The sequence below is a fragment of the Mycobacterium sp. E735 genome (genome assembly GCF_001666955.1).
In the GTDB taxonomy this organism is placed as follows: domain Bacteria; phylum Actinomycetota; class Actinomycetes; order Mycobacteriales; family Mycobacteriaceae; genus Mycobacterium.
On the sequence record NZ_LZIX01000099.1, the window covers coordinates 1 to 16,352 of the forward strand.

General features: G+C 69.8%; 15 protein-coding genes and 1 pseudogene. 11 read left to right on the forward strand and 5 right to left on the reverse strand.

Annotated features, from left to right (window positions below):
• A pseudogene (locus tag A5704_RS27515) lies at window positions 1-288 on the reverse strand (hypothetical protein); the annotation flags it as partial.
• A gap of 233 nt (window positions 289-521) precedes the next feature.
• Here A5704_RS27515 and A5704_RS08295 point away from each other — a divergent pair.
• The 8 genes from A5704_RS08295 to A5704_RS08330 all read left to right on the forward strand — a co-directional run bounded on the left by A5704_RS08295 (window position 522) and on the right by A5704_RS08330 (window position 10,755).
• Entirely contained in the window at window positions 522-1,424 is a 903-nt protein-coding gene (locus tag A5704_RS08295; protein WP_067747326.1) for a DMT family transporter, read from the forward strand.
• A gap of 202 nt (window positions 1,425-1,626) precedes the next feature.
• Window positions 1,627-2,595: a DMT family transporter gene (locus A5704_RS08300; protein ID WP_067747329.1), complete on the forward strand. Its 969-nt coding sequence runs from the start codon at window positions 1,627-1,629 to the stop codon at window positions 2,593-2,595.
• Between the two features lie 33 nt (window positions 2,596-2,628).
• Window positions 2,629-3,318 carry a hypothetical protein gene (locus tag A5704_RS08305; protein ID WP_067785422.1) on the forward strand — a complete coding sequence of 230 codons (690 nt, stop codon included), beginning with the start codon at window positions 2,629-2,631 and terminating at the stop codon, window positions 3,316-3,318.
• A 1-nt stretch (window position 3,319) separates the two neighbouring features.
• Window positions 3,320-4,258, forward strand: coding sequence for a tRNA (adenosine(37)-N6)-dimethylallyltransferase MiaA (miaA, locus tag A5704_RS08310; RefSeq protein ID WP_067888422.1), 939 nt, complete (start codon window positions 3,320-3,322; stop codon window positions 4,256-4,258).
• Between the two features lie 60 nt (window positions 4,259-4,318).
• On the forward strand, window positions 4,319-5,191 hold the full coding sequence (gene dapF, locus A5704_RS08315; protein ID WP_067888428.1) for a diaminopimelate epimerase: 873 nt from the start codon (window positions 4,319-4,321) through the stop codon (window positions 5,189-5,191).
• Window positions 5,192-5,237: 46 nt separating this feature from the next.
• Entirely contained in the window at window positions 5,238-6,659 is a 1,422-nt protein-coding gene (gene hflX, locus A5704_RS08320; RefSeq protein ID WP_067747339.1) for a GTPase HflX, read from the forward strand.
• A 97-nt stretch (window positions 6,660-6,756) separates the two neighbouring features.
• Window positions 6,757-7,917 carry an acyl-CoA dehydrogenase family protein gene (locus A5704_RS08325; RefSeq protein ID WP_067747341.1) on the forward strand — a complete coding sequence of 387 codons (1,161 nt, stop codon included), beginning with the start codon at window positions 6,757-6,759 and terminating at the stop codon, window positions 7,915-7,917.
• A gap of 546 nt (window positions 7,918-8,463) precedes the next feature.
• Window positions 8,464-10,755 (forward strand): LGFP repeat-containing protein, encoded by a 2,292-nt coding sequence (locus A5704_RS08330; RefSeq protein ID WP_067888425.1) that lies wholly within the window; start codon window positions 8,464-8,466, stop codon window positions 10,753-10,755.
• A gap of 10 nt (window positions 10,756-10,765) precedes the next feature.
• On the opposite strand, the gene lexA is transcribed toward A5704_RS08330, so the two are convergent.
• Window positions 10,766-11,464, reverse strand: a complete 699-nt coding sequence (gene lexA / locus A5704_RS08335; protein ID WP_067747345.1) for a transcriptional repressor LexA — start codon at window positions 11,462-11,464, stop codon at window positions 10,766-10,768.
• A gap of 289 nt (window positions 11,465-11,753) precedes the next feature.
• Here lexA and A5704_RS08340 point away from each other — a divergent pair, with 289 nt between their 5' ends.
• The 3 genes from A5704_RS08340 to A5704_RS08350 all read left to right on the forward strand — a co-directional run bounded on the left by A5704_RS08340 (window position 11,754) and on the right by A5704_RS08350 (window position 13,357).
• Window positions 11,754-12,248, forward strand: a complete 495-nt coding sequence (locus A5704_RS08340; protein ID WP_067747348.1) for a LysM peptidoglycan-binding domain-containing protein — start codon at window positions 11,754-11,756, stop codon at window positions 12,246-12,248.
• 127 nt (window positions 12,249-12,375) lie between these two features.
• Window positions 12,376-12,840 (forward strand): transcriptional regulator NrdR, encoded by a 465-nt coding sequence (gene nrdR, locus A5704_RS08345; RefSeq protein WP_046184812.1) that lies wholly within the window; start codon window positions 12,376-12,378, stop codon window positions 12,838-12,840.
• Between the two features lie 31 nt (window positions 12,841-12,871).
• Window positions 12,872-13,357: a peroxynitrite isomerase gene (locus A5704_RS08350; RefSeq protein WP_067747350.1), complete on the forward strand. Its 486-nt coding sequence runs from the start codon at window positions 12,872-12,874 to the stop codon at window positions 13,355-13,357.
• A gap of 15 nt (window positions 13,358-13,372) precedes the next feature.
• Here A5704_RS08350 and A5704_RS08355 read toward each other — a convergent pair whose 3' ends face one another.
• Genes A5704_RS08355 through A5704_RS08365 form a run of 3 tightly spaced genes read right to left on the reverse strand, consistent with a single transcriptional unit; the run spans window position 13,373 to window position 16,150 of the window.
• Entirely contained in the window at window positions 13,373-14,059 is a 687-nt protein-coding gene (locus A5704_RS08355) for a PhzF family phenazine biosynthesis protein (protein ID WP_067747352.1), read from the reverse strand.
• 46 nt (window positions 14,060-14,105) lie between these two features.
• A complete protein-coding gene (locus A5704_RS08360) occupies window positions 14,106-15,137 on the reverse strand; it encodes an alpha/beta fold hydrolase (protein ID WP_067747377.1) in 1,032 nt (343 codons plus the stop codon).
• Between the two features lie 41 nt (window positions 15,138-15,178).
• On the reverse strand, window positions 15,179-16,150 hold the full coding sequence (locus A5704_RS08365; protein ID WP_067747394.1) for a proteasome assembly chaperone family protein: 972 nt from the start codon (window positions 16,148-16,150) through the stop codon (window positions 15,179-15,181).
• Window positions 16,151-16,352: the final 202 nt, after the last annotated feature.

Genomic DNA, 16,352 nt, shown 5'->3' on the forward strand with positions numbered 1-16,352 from the left:
AAGGCCCACGCCTCGGAGCTGGCCGAAACGTCGCCGACGGCTGCCGTACTCGGCGACGTCGACGCGCTCGCCGGCCGCGGTGATCAGCCAGACCGTGCCGTCATCATCGACGCGCCCGAACTGATGCGGGTTGCTGCGTGGCGGCGCCGGAATCGGGTGGACGACGGGCCGCGGCGCCGCGCTCGCCGGCCGTGGCCCGGGACGCGGTCCCGGGCGTGGCACCGGGCGTGAAACCGGTTGGGGCACCGGCCCGACCGGGTCCGGTCCCTGGGGTTCGTCAGCCGTCATGCGCTCGTCACCTACCCTTCGCGCGGTCGGAACTCCGCGCACCTGCCGCGCGTAGCGGCACCGTCTGCATCAGTGCGGGGCGGCGCTCGTGGCCTTCCCAACAGCTGCTTAACAGTATTCAAGCAGCTTGTCGGCGCGTCCGCCGCCACCTCAGATCTTGCCGTTCGAGATGCATCGGCGCAGGCGCATCAGGTATCACAGTTGTCCGTAACCCCGACTCGGACGGAGAAACCATGGACAAGGCGGACATCGCCGCTTTGCTCGCGCTGGCGTCCGCGCTCTGCGTCGCGATCGGCGACGTGCTGCAGCAGCGGGCGACCCACCGGATCGCCGACCCGTCGATCGGGCAGCTCCAACTCGTCCGCAAGCTGCTCGGCAACAGGCGGTGGCGGTGGGGCGCCGTGCTGCTCGTGGTCAGCATCGTGTTGCAGGCGGCCGCCCTTGACCAGGGGTCGGTGTTGCTGGTGCAGGCGTTGCTCGTCCTCTCGCTGCTGTTCGCGTTGCCCATCAGCGCCCGGCTCGCCGACCGCGCCGTAACGGCCCGGGAGTGGGCCTGGGCCGTGGTGCTGACCGCCGCGGTGACCGTGATCGTCACGGTCGGCAACCCGCGGGCGGGCCACTCGACCGCGCCGCTGCGGACGTGGGCCATCGTGGCGGGGGTGCTGGCCCCGCTGCTCCTCGGGTGCGTGGTGGCCGCGCGCGTCTGGGGCGGTGCCCTGGCCGCCGCGCTGCTCGCCTTCGTCTCCGGTTCCCTCTGGGCCGTCTTCGCGGTGCTGGCCAAGGGAGTGGTGCATCGGCTCGGCGACGGCGGGTGGGCGGTGGTCCGGACACCCGAGCTTTACGCGTGGCTGCTGATCGCGGTGGCGGGATTCGCCTGGGAGCAGTCGGCGTTTCGTGCCGGCGCCCTGACCGCCTCGATGCCGACGCTGGAGGTGTCCCAGCCGGTCGTGGCGGCGGCGCTGGGCGTCGCCGTCCTCGGCGAGACGCTCGACACCGGTCGCGGAGGAATGCTGGCGCTGGCGGCCGCGGCGCTGGTGATGGCGGCGGCCACCGTCGAACTCGCGCGCGGCGACGCCTCCGCGACGCAGGACAGGATTGCGGCCGGGTTGCCGAACGCCGCAGCGCAACCGGCTTAGCGACGCCGCGGTTAACCGGATCGACGCGTTGCCCACAGCGCATCCTTAGGTTAATGCCGTAAGAACAAAGGGTGATTCGTTGAGCGCGCCGCAGCGTGTGCGACGTCATACAGTTGTTGCTGAACTGATCGCAAATATTGCGTGTATTTGCCCGAGCCCCAGGGAAAGCTGGTCGGGGCAATCGTGAGATGAGGGGTCACTCATGTCGAAGGTTGACGTCGCGGCGTTGATTGCGTTGTGCGCGGCGCTGGCATCCGCGGTCGGCGACGTGATCCGTCAGCGCTCTGCGCAGGAGATCACGGACAAGCAGGTCGGCCACCTGGAGCTGTTCCGCATGTCGCTGAAGGACACCCGGTGGTGGCTGGGAGGCCTCGCGGCGATCATCAACTACAGCCTGCAGGCCGGGGCCCTGGCCTGGGGCTCTGTGGTGTTGGTGACCGCGCTGCAGGTGACGGCGTTGCTGTTCGCGTTGCCGATCTACGCGCGGCTGACGAAGCGCCGGGTCACCCGCTGGGAGTGGGTGTGGGCGGTGGTGCTCGCCGGGGCCCTGGCGGTGGTCATCATCGTCGGTGACCCGGCCTCCGGACATCAGCGCGCGTCGGTCGAGACGTGGGCCATCGTCGCCGCGGTGATGGTGCCGTTGCTGGTGGCGTGCGTGGTGGCCGCGCGGATCTGGTCGGGCAGCCCGTTCGCGGCCGCCCTGCTCGCGGTGGTCGCGGGTTCGGCGCTGGCGTTGTTCGCGGTGCTCACCAAAGGGATCGTCGAGGTCGGCGAGGACGGCCCGCTGGCCGTGCTGACCGCGCCCGAGTTCGTCCCGTGGCTGCTGTTGGCGCTGACCGGGATGATCTTCCAGCAGTCGGCGTTCCGCGCCGGTGCGCTGACGGCCTCCATGCCGACGATGACGGTGGCGAAGCCCGTGGTGGCCGGCCTGCTCGGCATCTTCGTGCTGGGCGAAACGCTGAACGCGGACGGGCCCAAGGCCTTCGTGCTGGTAGCGGCGATCGCCGTGGTGATCGTGGCGACCGTCGCCCTGGCCCGCGGGGAGGCGGCCACCATGGTCGCCGAGGTCGGCCGGGACGACGGGAGCATCACGCCGGACGCGTGGTCGTCCTCGGACGGCGAGGCCGACCCTTTTAACACCGGCCCCGTGGTCGTGGCCGCCGAGGCCTGAGCGCGCGCGTCGGCGAACCATTAGTTTGGTGGCGTGCTCAGCGGGATTGCCATCGTTCCCTCGGCGCCGCTGCTCGTGCCCGAGCTGGCCGGCGGGGCCGCCGCGGAGGTGACCGATCTGGTGGCCGCTGTGCTGGCGGCGGCAGCCCTTCTCCCCGCCCGCTGGATCGTCATCGGCACCGGGGCACGCGACGAAGCGTGGGGGCGGGATGCGGCCGGCACGTTCGCGGGTTTCGGTGTGGACGTCCGGGTCGGGCTTTCCCCGCGCGCCGACACCGCGGCGCCCGCCGACCTGCCGGTGTCCGCGCTGCTGGCCGGCTGGGTGCGCGGCCAGGCCCGCCCCGACGCGACCGCCGAGGCCCGCATCTACCGCACCGACCACGACGCTGAGGCCGCCCTGGCCGAGGGCCGGGCGTTGCGCGCCGAGGTCGACCGGTCAGCCGAGCCGATCGGCGTGCTGGTCGTGGCCGATGGCGCGAACACGTTGACCCCGAGCGCGCCCGGGGGATACGACCCGGCCAACGCCGACGCGCAGCTGGCCCTCGACGACGCGCTGGCGACCGGCGACGTCGCCGCCCTGGCGCGGCTGCCCCGGCAGATCCTCGGCCGCGTCGCCTTCCAGGTGCTGGCCGGGCTGGCCGAGCCGGGACCGCGGTCGGCCAAGGAGCTATACCGGGGGGCGCCCTACGGCGTGGGCTACTTCGCCGGCGCCTGGCAGGTCTGAAGTGGCCGCCCGACCGCTGGCGATCATCGGCCCCACCGGAACCGGCAAGTCGCAGCTGGCACTCGATCTCGCCGAACGGCTCGACGCCGCCGAGATCGTGAACGCCGACGCGATGCAGCTCTATCGCGGCATGGACATTGGCACGGCCAAGCTGCCCGTCGGGCAACGCCGCGGCATCCCGCATCACCAGCTCGACGTGCTGGACGTCAAAGTGACCGCGACGGTCGCCCGCTATCAGCGCGCCGCCGCGGCGGACGTCGAGGCGATCGCGGCCCGCGGCGCCGTTCCGATCATCGTGGGCGGCTCCATGCTTTACATCCAATCGCTGCTCGACGACTGGTCGTTCCCCGCGACCGATCCCGCGGTGCGGGCTCGCTGGGAGCAGCGGCTGGCCGAGGTCGGCGTCGGCGGGCTGCACACCGAGCTGGCCCGCCGCGACCCCGCCGCCGCGGCGGCCATCCTGCCGACCGACGCCAGGCGCATCGTGCGGGCGCTCGAAGTCGTCGAGCTGACCGGTCGGCCCTTCGCCGCGTCCGCGCCACGCATCGGCACCCCGAGGTGGAACACCGCGATCATCGGATTGGATTGCGAGACAACGACGTTGGACGAGCGGCTGGCCCGCCGCACCGACGCCATGTTCCACCAGGGGCTCGTTGAGGAGGTCAGCGCGCTGCTCGGTGAGGGCCTGCGCGACGGGGTCACCGCGTCGCGCGCCCTGGGCTACGCGCAGGTGATCGAGGCGCTCGACGCCGGAGGCGGCACCGAGCGGCTGCGGGACGCACGCGAACAGACCTACGTGGGCACTCGACGCTATGTCCGCCGGCAACGCTCCTGGTTCCGCCGCGACCACCGGGTTCACTGGCTGGACTCTGAAAAAGCGGGGGCGGACGGCGCCCGGCTCGTCGACGAAGCGCTGCAAGCGTGGGGCCACGTATCCTGAGCAGGTGATTCGCGCCGACGACGATGCTGCCGGCGCAGCCGGAGGTGAGGAGTGGCGCGCATGATGTTCGCGAAGGGCCACGGCACCGAGAACGATTTCGTGGTGCTCCCGGACGCGGAGGCCGCGCTCGACCTCGCCCCCGCCCGGGTGGCCGCCCTGTGCGACCGGCGTCGGGGACTGGGCGCCGACGGGGTGCTGCGAGTCACCACCGCCGCGGCGGCTCTGGCGGCCGGCGTGCTGGACCGCCTGCCCGACGGCGTGGCGTCGGCCGACTGGTACATGGACTACCGCAACGCCGACGGCTCCATCGCCCAGATGTGCGGCAACGGCATCCGGGTGTTCGCGCATTACCTGCGGGCCAGCGGCATGGAGTCCCGCGACGAATTCGTGATCGGGTCGCCGGCCGGCCCCCGGCCGATCACCGTGCACCACGCCGACGCGACGCACGCCGACATCAGCGTCGACATGGGCAAGGCCAACACCCTCGGCCCGGGCAGCGCCATCGTCGGTGGCCGACGGTTTTCCGGCCTGGCGGTCGACGTCGGCAATCCCCACCTGGCATGCGTGGATCCCGATCTGACCGCCGAGGAACTCGCCGGGCTGGACGTGGCGGCGCCGGTGAGCTTCGACCACGCCCAGTTCCCGGAGGGCGTGAACATCGAACTCGTCACGGCGCCGGCCGACGGCGCGGTCCGGATGCGGGTGCACGAGCGAGGCGTCGGCGAGACCCGCTCCTGCGGCACCGGCACGGTCGCGGCCACGGTGGCCGCGCTGGCCGCCGCCGGTGCGGACACCGGCACACTGAAGGTGCGGGTGCCCGGCGGCGACGTCGTCGTCACCATCACCGACGCCACCAGCTACCTGAGGGGACCGTCGGTTCTCGTGGCACAGGGGGAGATCAGCGGGGAATGGTGGGACGCGCAGCGACGTTAATTCAGGTGCACGACGCCGATCCGCCGTGCATCATTCTGTATTGCCTATGACACATCCTGAATTCTCCAAACCCGCTGTGCCGGAGCCAAGCACCGGCGAACTCGCCCTGGAAGAACGGTCGGCGCTGCGCCGCGTCGCCGGGCTGTCGACCGAACTCGCCGACGTATCCGAAGTCGAGTACCGCCAGCTCCGCCTGGAGCGCGTCGTGCTCGTCGGCGTGTGGACCGACGGCACCGCCGCCGACAGCGAGGCCAGCATGGCCGAGCTGGCCGCCCTGGCCGAGACCGCCGGTTCCCAGGTGCTCGAGGGGCTCATCCAGCGCCGCGACAAGCCCGACCCGTCCACCTACATCGGCTCGGGCAAGGCCCAGGAGCTGCGCGAGGTGGTGCTGGCGACCGGCGCTGACACCGTGATCTGCGACGGTGAGCTGTCCCCGGCGCAGCTCACCGCGCTGGAAAAGGCGGTCAAGGTGAAGGTCATCGACCGCACCGCGCTGATCCTGGACATCTTCGCCCAGCACGCCACCAGCCGGGAGGGCAAGGCGCAGGTGTCGCTGGCCCAGATGGAGTACATGCTGCCGCGGCTGCGCGGCTGGGGTGAATCGATGTCCCGGCAGGCCGGTGGCCGCGCCGGCGGCAGCGGGGGAGGCGTGGGCCTGCGCGGTCCCGGTGAGACCAAGATCGAGACCGACCGCCGCCGCATCCGTGAACGTATGGCGAAGCTGCGCCGCGAGATCAAGGACATGAAGCAGGTCCGCGACACCCAGCGCAGCCGCCGCCGGCAGAGCGACGTCCCGTCGGTCGCGATCGTCGGCTACACCAACGCCGGCAAGTCGAGCCTGCTCAACGCGCTGACCGGGGCCGGGGTGCTGGTGCAGGACGCGTTGTTCGCCACGCTGGAGCCCACCACCCGCCGTGCCGAGTTCACCGACGGTCGCCCGCTGGTGCTCACCGACACCGTCGGGTTCGTCCGGCACCTGCCCACCCAACTCGTCGAGGCGTTCCGCTCCACGCTGGAGGAGGTCGTCGACGCCGACCTGCTCGTGCACGTGGTCGACGGCTCCGACGCCAACCCGCTGGCCCAGATCAACGCGGTGCGCGAGGTGATCTCCGACGTCATCGCAGACCATCACGGCGACCCGCCGCCCGAGCTGCTGGTGGTGAACAAGGTCGACGCCGCGAGCGGCCTCACGCTGGCCGGACTTCGTCACGCCCTGCCCGGCGCCGTGTTCGTCTCGGCCAGGACCGGGGAAGGCATCGAGGCCCTGCGGTGCCGGATGGGCGAGCTGGCCGTCCCCGCCGACACGGCCGTGGATGTGGTGATTCCGTACCACCGCGGCGACCTGGTGGCCCGGCTGCACGCCGACGGGCGCGTGCAGCAGGAGGAGCACAGCCCCGACGGCACCCGGATCAAGGCCCGAGTCCCGGTGGCGTTGGCCGGGCGCCTGCAGGAGTTCTCGGCGGGCTGATCCGCCGGCGCGCCGTGGCCACCCCGCCGGCTGCCGACCAACCGTCTGGTTGGTATATGTTGGGCGACAGAGTTTCGAGTCGCCGGAGGTCATCCACATGGGCAGTGCCGTCAAATACCAGCGCACGCTTTTCGAGCCGGAGCACGACCTGTTCCGCGAGTCCTACCGCGCCTTCCTCGATCGCCACGTCGCGCCGCACCACGACGAATGGGAGAAGGCGAAGATCGTCGACCGCGGCGTGTGGCTCGAGGCCGGCAAGCAGGGCTTCCTCGGTATGGCTGTCCCCGAGGAATACGGCGGCGGAGGCAACCCCGACTTCCGGTACAACACGATCATCACCGAGGAGACCACCTTCGGTCGCTACAGCGGCATCGGCTTCGGGCTGCACAACGACATCGTGGCGCCCTACCTGCTGGCCTTGGCCACCGAGGAGCAGAAGCAGCGCTGGCTGCCGAAGTTCTGCACCGGGGAGCTCATCACCGCCATCGCGATGACCGAGCCGGGAACCGGCAGCGACCTGCAGGGCATCAAGACCCGCGCGGTCGCCCACGGTGACCACTACGTGCTCAACGGCGCAAAGACGTTCATCACCAACGGAATCAACTCCGACTTGGTGATCGTGGTCGCGCAGACCGATCCGGACAAAGGCGCGCAAGGCTTTTCGTTGCTCGTTGTCGAACGCGGCATGGAGGGCTTCGAGCGCGGCCGGCACCTGGACAAGATCGGGCTGGCCGCCCAGGACACCGCCGAGCTGTCCTTCACCGATGTCAAGGTTCCCGCCGAAAACCTGCTGGGGCAGGAGGGCATGGGGTTCATCTACCTGATGCAGAACCTGCCGCAGGAGCGGATCTCGATCGCCATCATGGCGGCCGCCGCGATGGAGCAGGTGCTCGAAGACACGCTGCAATACACCAAGGAGCGCAAGGCGTTTGGCAAGCCGATCGGCAGCTTCCAGAACAGCCGCTTCGTGCTCGCCGAGCTGGCGACCGAGGCCACCGTGGTGCGCATGATGGTCGACGAGTTCATCCGCCTGCACCTGGACAAGAAGCTGACGGCCGAACAGGCGGCCATGGCCAAGTGGTACTCCACCGAGAAGCAGGTGCACCTGATCGACCGTTGTCTGCAACTGCACGGCGGCTACGGCTACATGCGCGAATACCCCGTCGCCCGTGCCTATCTGGACGCGCGGGTGCAGACCATCTACGGCGGCACGACCGAGATCATGAAGGAGATCATCGGCCGCAGCCTCGGCGTCTAGATCCGACAACGGCGATCGCCAAAGGAACGGTCAATTCGCCCGCGGTCGGCAAACGCGGTCAATGCCCGCCTGGCCACCGTTTTTTCGGGTAGATCGCCGGCGAGTTAATGGCTTCACGTACCGTCGGCGCATGTGTTTCGGGGACGCCCGCGCAATGGTGCGCCGCGAAAAGCGCGGCAGGGGCGACGAGCCGGGCCGGCGCGCGCAGGCCCGCGCCCTATTGCGCAGGTGTGCGACCGGTTCGGGAGTCGGCACGATAAGTCCGACGTCACGCGGGCGATGGTGCGGTTCGTCGCGATTCGAGCGTGGCTCGGCATCATTTCGACATCGGCGTGGTATCCGTTTTTGTAATATGCGTGATTTGACTTCGTATTTCTCCTTGGCAGGAGCAAAGTTATGCGAGCCCGGCGATAATGCGGATCGGTGCGGGGCTGTTTCCGCGCGGTCGGAGTGCGGCCCCCTCGCCGGCTGTGCAGCCACGGGCATAGCCGCTGATAGGGCCGTAGCCGTCGGCTGGGAGGCTTGGTGAACGGGCAGAGAGGTCACATGCGCAGGCTGGTCGGGAGTGCGCTGGTCACCTTGACGGCCTTCGCGACCGCCGCCGCCTTGTTGGCGCCTTCCGCGGCGGCGTCTCCCATCGGCGACGCCGAGGCGGCCATGATGGCCGCCTGGGAAAAGGCCGGCGGCGACGGTTCACCGCTGGGCCCGCGGAAGGGCGACGTGTATCCCGCCGGAGACGGTTTCGAGCTGGACTTCGACGGCGGCAAGATGTTCTTCACGCCGGCGACCGGCGCCAAGTTCGTCTACGGGCCGATCCTGGACAAATACGAAATGCTGGGCGGCCCCGCCGGCAGCGATCTGGGCTTCCCCGCGATCAATGAGGTGCCCGGCCTCGCCGGTCCGGACAGCCGGGTGGCCACCTTCTCGGCCAGCGACAAGCCGGTGATCTTCTGGACGCCGGACCACGGCGCGTTCGTGGTGCGCGGCGCGATCAACGCCGCGTGGGACAAGCTGGGTAGCTCGGGTGGCGTGCTCGGCGTCCCGGTCGGCGACGAAACCTACAACGGCGAGGTGTCCGCCCAGAAATTCAGCGGCGGCCAGGTTTCGTGGAACAGGCAGACCAAGCAGTTCACCACCGAGCCAGCGGGTTTGGCCGACCAGTTGAAGGGTTTGCAGGTGGCGATCGACCCCACCGCGGCCATCAACATGGCATGGCGCGCCGCCGGTGGTCCGAACGGGCCGCTGGGGGTCAAGAAGGGCGCGCAGTATCCGATCGGTGGCGACGGGATCGTCCAGGACTTCGCCAACGGCAAGGTGTATTTCAGCCCCGCGACCGGCGCGAACGCCGTCGAGACCAACATCCTGTCCAAGTACGAATCGCTGGGCGGCCCGGCCGGTAGCGATCTCGGTTTCCCGACCGCCAACGAAGCTGACGGCGGGATCCCGTCCAGCCGCGTCGTCACCTTCTCCGGCGCCGACAAACCGGTGATCTTCTGGAGTTCGGAGCACGGCGCGTTCGTGGTGCGCGGCGCCATGAAGGCGGCGTGGGACAAGCTCCGGGGGCCGACGGGCAAGCTGGGTGCGCCCGTCGGCGACCAGTCGGTGGACGGCGACGTGGTCTCCCAGCAGTTCGTCGGCGGCAAGATCTCGTGGAACCGGGCGAAGAACACGTTCAGCACCGACCCGGCCAATCTCGCGCCGTTGCTGTCGGGCCTGCAGGTGTCGGGCCAGAATCAGCCGAGCAGCTCGGCGACGCCCGCGCACCCCAAGAAGTTCGCGTTGCAGTGGTGGTGGCTGCTGGCCGGCATCCCGGTGCTGGTGCTGATCGTCTTGGCCGGGCTGTTGGCCCTCGGTTGGCGCCGGCGGCGCGCCGCGCGTGCCGGTGCCGGCTACGAGCCGCACCGCGACCTCGACCTTGGTTACGAGCCGGTGGGCGACCAGCACTGGGGGCCCGACGACGTCGGCGCCGAACACTTCGACGGGCAGTCCGAGACGCCCGAAGCCGAGGCCGCCGGGCGGGTCAGCTGGCGGCGGCGCGGTGCGGACGAGGGTGGCTACGGGGACGAGGAGCAGGACCCCGACGCGGTGGACACCGACTCCTTCGCCGCGGTCTCACCGACGGCCCTGTCGGAGGCGGGCTATCCCGAAACCGAATCCGGCTATGCCCAACCCGAATACGCCGAACCCGAATACGGCGAAGCGGATTACGCCGAATCCGGTTATCCCGAAGCGGATTACGCCGAGGCCGAGTACGCCGAAGCCGAGTACGCCGAAGCCGAGTACGCCGACGACGCACACGAGCCCGCCCACCCGGAGGCCGCTCGCGGGGACGAGGGTTACGTGGATGCCGAGTACCTCGACGTCGCGGTGCCGCACACGCCGCCGGACGCCGAATACGAGGACGCCGCCCCCGAAGCCGCGGCTCCCGAGCCCGAGTATCCGGATGTGGCCGTGCCGCACGTTCCGGCGGATGTCGCCGAGGCCACTGGTGCCGACGCCGCCGCTGCGGACGACACCCCGCCGGAAGCTACCCCGCCGGAAACCGCCGCGCCGGAGGCCGCCGCCGCGGCCGTCGTCGCATCCGGGCAGCGGGGCGGACGGCACGCGGCCGCCGACGACGAGGACAGCGGCGCGGGGGCAGGCACGCCCGGGCGCCCGACCATCCACCTACCGTTGGACGACCCCTACCAGGTGCCCGACGGATACCCGATCAAGGCAAGCGCCCGCTTCGGGCTGTACTACACACCGGGCAGCGAGCTCTACCACGACACCCTCGCCGAAATCTGGCTGGCCAGCGAAGAAGTCGCGCAGGCCAACGGCTTCGTCAAGGCGGACTGACCCCGCCGGGCTAGACCTTGCGGATCACCGTGACGACCTTGCCCAGCACGGTCGCCTCGTTGCCGGGAATCGGGTCGAATGCCGGGTTGTGCGGCATCAGCCATACCTGACCGCCCGCGCGCTTGAACGTCTTCACGGTGGCTTCCCCGTCGAGCATGGCCGCGACGATGTCGCCGTTGTCGGCGACGTTCTGCTGGCGCACCACCACCCAGTCGCCGTCGCAGATCGCCGCCTCGATCATGGAATCGCCGACGACCTTGAGCAGGAACAGCGTGCCCTCGCCGACCAGCTCGCGCGGCAGCGGGAACACGTCCTCGACCGCCTCCTCGGCGAGGATCGGTCCACCGGCGGCGATGCGCCCGAGGACCGGCACGAAGGTCGGTTCCGGCAGGGCGTCGGAGCCGGCGACGTCGGTTGCCGGCGCCGCCACGTCGTCGTCGGCGCCGCGGACGTCGACCGCCCGCGGACGGTTCGGATCCCGACGCAGGTAACCCTTGCGCTCCAGGGTGCGCAGCTGATGGGCCACGGATGACGTCGACGTCAGGCCGACGGCGTCGCCGATCTCCCGGATGCTCGGCGGGTAGCCGCGGCTGGTGACCGACGCGCGAATGACGTTCAAGATGGTGCGCTGACGTTCGGTCAGCGATGAATCCACGGCGTGCAACCGGCCGCCCGTGCCGGCCGATGGGGTGTCGCTGCTGTCGCTCATGGCACTGAATGTAACCCCAGCGCGCCCAAGAATCAAACATGTGTTCGAGTAGCGTGTCGCCCATCCGCCCGTCGGCGAAAAGCCGCGCCGAAGTCGTGAATCACAAAGGTGTAACTCTTCGGCAGATCGGGTATTTCGATCGCATGTCAGCTCTAGCGGCCACTCACTTGTCGGTGGCGTGGTCTAGCGTTCGACTCGTGCGACACGCTTCGCTCACATGTTCGTATTTCGAACACACGAGCGATACAGTCGAACAGCTGAGCGAATCAAGTTGACCGGAGGAACGCAGATGACAACCATGCACACGCTGGCGCCGCGTACCAGCAGCCCTCGGCGTCCGGTCAACGGACCCGTCCCGGGGCTTCGTTACGGCCGCGACGGGCTGGCCCGGTCCCGCCGCCCCGGCCCCTCGAGGCCGGCGGGCGCGCCCACGCGCTACTACGGCACCGGCCTCGCGGTGTCCGCCGCGCCGCACCGCAAGCGCCCCGTCACGGTGACGACCACGATCTGGCTGGCCCTGGCCGCCGGCGCGATCACGCTGTGGCTGGGCTTGGTCGGCAACGTCGGTCAGGTGCTCAACGGTGACTCCGGCAGCTCGGCCGCGCACGTCCCGGACCGCCTGGCCGTCGTGCGCGTGGAGGCGGGGGAGTCGCTGCAAGACGTGGCTCGCCGGGTGGCGCCGGACGCGCCCGCCCGCCAGGTCGCCGACCGCATCCGCGAACTCAACGACATGAACTCGCCGAACCTGGTCGCGGGCCAGACCTTGATCGCCCCGATCGGCTGACGACCGCCCCGCTAACTGCCGAGCGGCGCCCACCAACCCTTCACTGAGCCATTACCCGCGCAGGTGAGCGCGCGGGTACGCTCGAAGTGCTGCGGTATCAGGTTGACGGCACGGCGAAGGAGCGGTCATGCATTGCCCGTTCTGCCGTCATCCCGATTCCCGGGTGATCGACTCGAGGGAAACCGATGAGGGGCAGGCCATTCGGCGCCGCCGATCATGCCCCGAATGCGGGCGCCGTTTCACCACGGTGGAGACCGCGGTGCTGGCCGTGGTCAAACGCAGCGGAGTCACCGAGCCCTTCAGCAGGGAGAAGGTCATCAGCGGTGTCCGCCGGGCCTGCCAGGGCCGCCAGGTGGACGACGACGCGCTGAACCTGCTGGCCCAGCAGGTCGAGGACACGGTGCGGGCCGCGGGCTCGCCGGAGGTGGCCAGCCATGAGGTCGGCCTGGCCATCCTCGGGCCGCTGCGCGACCTCGACGAGGTGGCGTACCTGCGGTTCGCGTCGGTGTATCGGTCCTTCGAATCCGCAGACGATTTCGAACGCGAGATCCAGGCCCTGCGCGAACACCGCCAGGTCACGACACCGAGCTGACGGCCTTCGTCGCCGGGCTAGTCTCGATTTCATGCCCCCCGACTTGCATCCCGATCTCGCGGCCCTGGCACCGCTGCTGGGCACCTGGGCCGGCCAGGGCGCGGGCGAGTACCCGACCATCGAGCCCTTCGACTATCTCGAAGAGGTCGTGTTCTCCCACGTCGGCAAGCCGTTTCTGGCGTACGCGCAAAAGACGAAGGCGTCGGCCGACGGCAAGCCGTTGCACGCCGAGACCGGCTACCTGCGCGTGCCGCGGCCCGGTCACGTCGAACTGGTGCTGGCCCACCCGAGCGGCATCACCGAGATCGAGGTGGGCACGTACGCGGTTTCCGGCGACGTGATCGAGATCGAGCTGTCCACCACCGACGTCGGACGTACCCCGACCGCCAAAGAGGTGACCGCCCTTGGCCGTTCCTTCCGCATCGACGGCGACGAACTGTCGTATTCGGTGCGGATGGGAGCGGTCGGGCAGCCCTTGCAGCACCACCTCGCCGCGGTGCTGCGCCGGCAGCGCTGAGCGCGTGCTCGGCCGTCAGTCGATGTGCCGCACACCGTCATTGACGACGCGCCCGGCCACTCCCACCCAGCCCTCGGCGTTCCACGTCGTCTCGACGATCGATCCCCGGCCCTGGGTGATGTGCAGGTCGCGGCTGAGGTAGTCGGTGATCCGCATCGCCGCCGAGCCGGTCGCCTCGTCCTCCGGCACGCCGAGGTTCGGGAAGAACCCCCGGGTGCGCAGGGTGCCGCTCTCCCGGTCGGTCCAGGCCCACAGGTAGTGCGCCGTGTCGTCGGGAAAATCTCCCGGATCGGCGGCGAGAAGCGCGGCGGCCGAATCGAATTCGTGCAGGGCCACCTCGGGCGCCCAGTCTGAGCGGGCGCTGACGCCGGTGAGGTCTCCGGCATAGCTCACCTGCACGAGACCGGCCGGCACCTGCAGGGTGTGAATCGGCGTGCCGCTCTCCCGCAGCCACCACGACGCGCCGACGGTGGGGTGCCCGGCGAACGCGAGCTGGACCCGGGGGGTGTAGATGGTGGCATGCGCGGTCGTCGAACCCGCGCCCGGAAGATCGACGAAAACCGTTTCGCTGTAGCCCAATTGAGTCGCCAGCCGTTGCCGGTCGGCGGGCCCGACGTGGGCGGCGTTCACCACCCCGAGCGGATTGCCGAAATTGCCGTCCGCATCGGTGAACACCCGCAACACCGTGACGTCGATCCCCATGCAGCGACTGTACGACCCCGGAGGCGGCCGCATCGACCAAGGTGGTTCAGGTGGCGCTGCGTTCGTCGGAGCCCATCGCGTTGAGCACGGCGACGCGGGTCGGCGCGGGGCCGCTGACGGCCTTCTCGCCGCCGCCGCTGCGCAGTAGCCCCCGCAGGGCGGCCTGATCGTATTCGGCGGGAGCGGTGGAATCGATGAAGCGTTCGACGACGTCGATGAAGCGGGCCGGGTCGTCGTGGAAGGGGAAGTGGCCGGAGCCCTCGAAGATTTCGAGGCGGGAGCCCGGCATCGCGGCGTGCGCCATCCACGCGTGCCGGACGGGCACCACCACATCCTTGGTGCCCCACACGATCTGCACCGGGATGGCTTCGGTCAGGTAGCAGCGATCGAGCATGGTGACGATCTGCCCGCGCCAGTCCACCACCGCGCGCAGGGTGCGACTGAAGGCCGCCGAGGCCGTGGGCTCCGGCAGGTCGTCGAGGATCCGCAGGACATTTGGCAGGTCGCGGCCCAGGCCGGTCGATCCGATCGCCAGGCCGGCTATCCGTCCCGCCAGCTGCACGGCCGGCAGCACGAGCGGGAGCCGCAGCAGGGCGAGGGCCTCGCTGCCCATCGGCAGCGACGCGAGCCGGAGCGCGACGTTGACGTCCTTGGTGACGCCGCCGGCGGCGACCAGGATGAGCCGGTCCACCAAATGCGGGAACTGGTAGGCGAATTGCATGGCCACGCCGCCGCCCAGTGAATGTCCGACGACCGTGACCCGCTCGATGTCGAGCACGCTGAGCAGGTCACGCATCCCGTTCGCGTAGGCGGCGACGGAGTAGTCGGCGCGCGGTTTGTCGGATCGCCCGTGGCCGAGCAGGTCCGGGGCGATGACCGTGAACCGCTGAGCGAGCTTGGCCTGCACGGTGTTCCAGGTGGTGGAGTTGTCCCCGATGCCGTGAACCAACAGGATCGCCGGGCCGTCACCGGCGATCCGGTAGGCCCGCTTGTAGCCGTGGATGGTGCGGAACTCCAGCCGGGGCGCCGCGACCTCACGCACCGGGCGGAGAGTGCTCTTGCGCTTCCGCTCGGTCATCTCGCCAACCTTCGGGTCGGGCCCAGGGCCGTGTGGAAAGGTCAGGCCTGGTCGTCGTCGCCGCGCTTCTTCTCCGCCTCCTGGGCGAGGAATCGCTCGAACTCGGCTCCAAGCTCGTCGCCGCTAGGCAGGTCCTCGTCGCGCGTTAGTAACGACCTGTTCTCCTGAGCGTCGATGAAGGCATCGTACTGGCGCTCGAGCGCGGTCACCACTTGAGCAACCTCCGCGCTCGCCTCGACCTGCTCGTCGATCTTGGTCCGGATCACCGCCGCCGCTTCGGTCAACGCCGTCAGCGGTAGCTCGAGCGACGCGATCTTGGCCACTTGCTCGAGCAACGCCTCGGCGGCGGCCGGGTAGTCGGTCTGCGTCAGGTAGTGCGGGACGTGCACGGTGTAGCCGACGACCTCGTGGCCGTGCTGGGCCATCCGGTATTCGAGCAGGTTGGACGCGCTGCCGGGAACCTGGATCTCGGAGATCCACGGGGTGAACTCGGCGATCAACTCGGGGTTGTTCGAGTGCGCGGTCATCGTGATCGGCCGGGTGTGGGGAACCGCCATCGGGACGGTGCCCAGGCCGATGGTCTGGCGCACGTTCAGGCGCTCGGCCAGCAGGCGCACGGCGGTGATGAAGCGCTCCCACTTCAGATCGGGTTCCATCCCGGCGAGCAGCAGAAACGGGGTGCCGATGGTGTCACGCAACGCGTACAAGCTCAGTTCCGGCTCGTCGTAGTTCGTGAAGTGATCGGTCTTGAACGTCATCAGCGGCCGCCGCGACCGGTAATCCAGCAATTCGTCGATGGCGAAGGACGCGACCAGCTCGGTGTCCAGCGCCGCCTTCAGATGCGACGAGGCCAGCCGGATCGCGTGACCGGCGTCCGAGAAACCCTCCAGCGCGTGCACCAGCACCGGGCCCCGGCCGTCCGACGTCGACAACTGCGGCGCAGGCAGCTCTAGCTCGTACATTCCGGCCTGTCCGGGCTGGTAGTGCTGCTCCTGCGGGTCCTGACTAGCCATCGGGATCGCCTCCTCTCGAGGGTCCATCCAGGGTGCCCTACCAGTGTCCCCCGAATCGGGGGGCACCAAAATCAAACGGCGGTGTGAAGTTCGCGTTTAATCCTTCAGCGAACACGCCGGTCGGCGGTGCCCCCGAGTCGGGTGGCCCCCGACGCGTCGGAATCTGCTCGGTGCGCTGGTGTCAGGCATGATGATTCCGATG

What these genes read in the sequence shown, in the direction of transcription:
- A5704_RS08350 (WP_067747350.1), top strand. Translation starts at nt 12,872, where the DNA reads ATGCCCCCCGACTTGCATCCCGATCTCGCGGCCCTGGCACCGCTGCTG.
- A5704_RS08295 (WP_067747326.1), top strand. Translation starts at nt 522, where the DNA reads ATGGACAAGGCGGACATCGCCGCTTTGCTCGCGCTGGCGTCCGCGCTC.
- A5704_RS08330 (WP_067888425.1), top strand. Translation starts at nt 8,464, where the DNA reads ATGCGCAGGCTGGTCGGGAGTGCGCTGGTCACCTTGACGGCCTTCGCG.
- nrdR (WP_046184812.1), top strand. Translation starts at nt 12,376, where the DNA reads ATGCATTGCCCGTTCTGCCGTCATCCCGATTCCCGGGTGATCGACTCG.
- A5704_RS08365 (WP_067747394.1), bottom strand. Translation starts at nt 16,150, where the DNA reads ATGGCTAGTCAGGACCCGCAGGAGCAGCACTACCAGCCCGGACAGGCC.
- A5704_RS08355 (WP_067747352.1), bottom strand. Translation starts at nt 14,059, where the DNA reads ATGGGGATCGACGTCACGGTGTTGCGGGTGTTCACCGATGCGGACGGC.
- A5704_RS08360 (WP_067747377.1), bottom strand. Translation starts at nt 15,137, where the DNA reads ATGACCGAGCGGAAGCGCAAGAGCACTCTCCGCCCGGTGCGTGAGGTC.
- A5704_RS08325 (WP_067747341.1), top strand. Translation starts at nt 6,757, where the DNA reads ATGGGCAGTGCCGTCAAATACCAGCGCACGCTTTTCGAGCCGGAGCAC.
- lexA (WP_067747345.1), bottom strand. Translation starts at nt 11,464, where the DNA reads ATGAGCGACAGCAGCGACACCCCATCGGCCGGCACGGGCGGCCGGTTG.
- dapF (WP_067888428.1), top strand. Translation starts at nt 4,319, where the DNA reads ATGATGTTCGCGAAGGGCCACGGCACCGAGAACGATTTCGTGGTGCTC.
- A5704_RS08340 (WP_067747348.1), top strand. Translation starts at nt 11,754, where the DNA reads ATGACAACCATGCACACGCTGGCGCCGCGTACCAGCAGCCCTCGGCGT.
- hflX (WP_067747339.1), top strand. Translation starts at nt 5,238, where the DNA reads ATGACACATCCTGAATTCTCCAAACCCGCTGTGCCGGAGCCAAGCACC.
- A5704_RS08300 (WP_067747329.1), top strand. Translation starts at nt 1,627, where the DNA reads ATGTCGAAGGTTGACGTCGCGGCGTTGATTGCGTTGTGCGCGGCGCTG.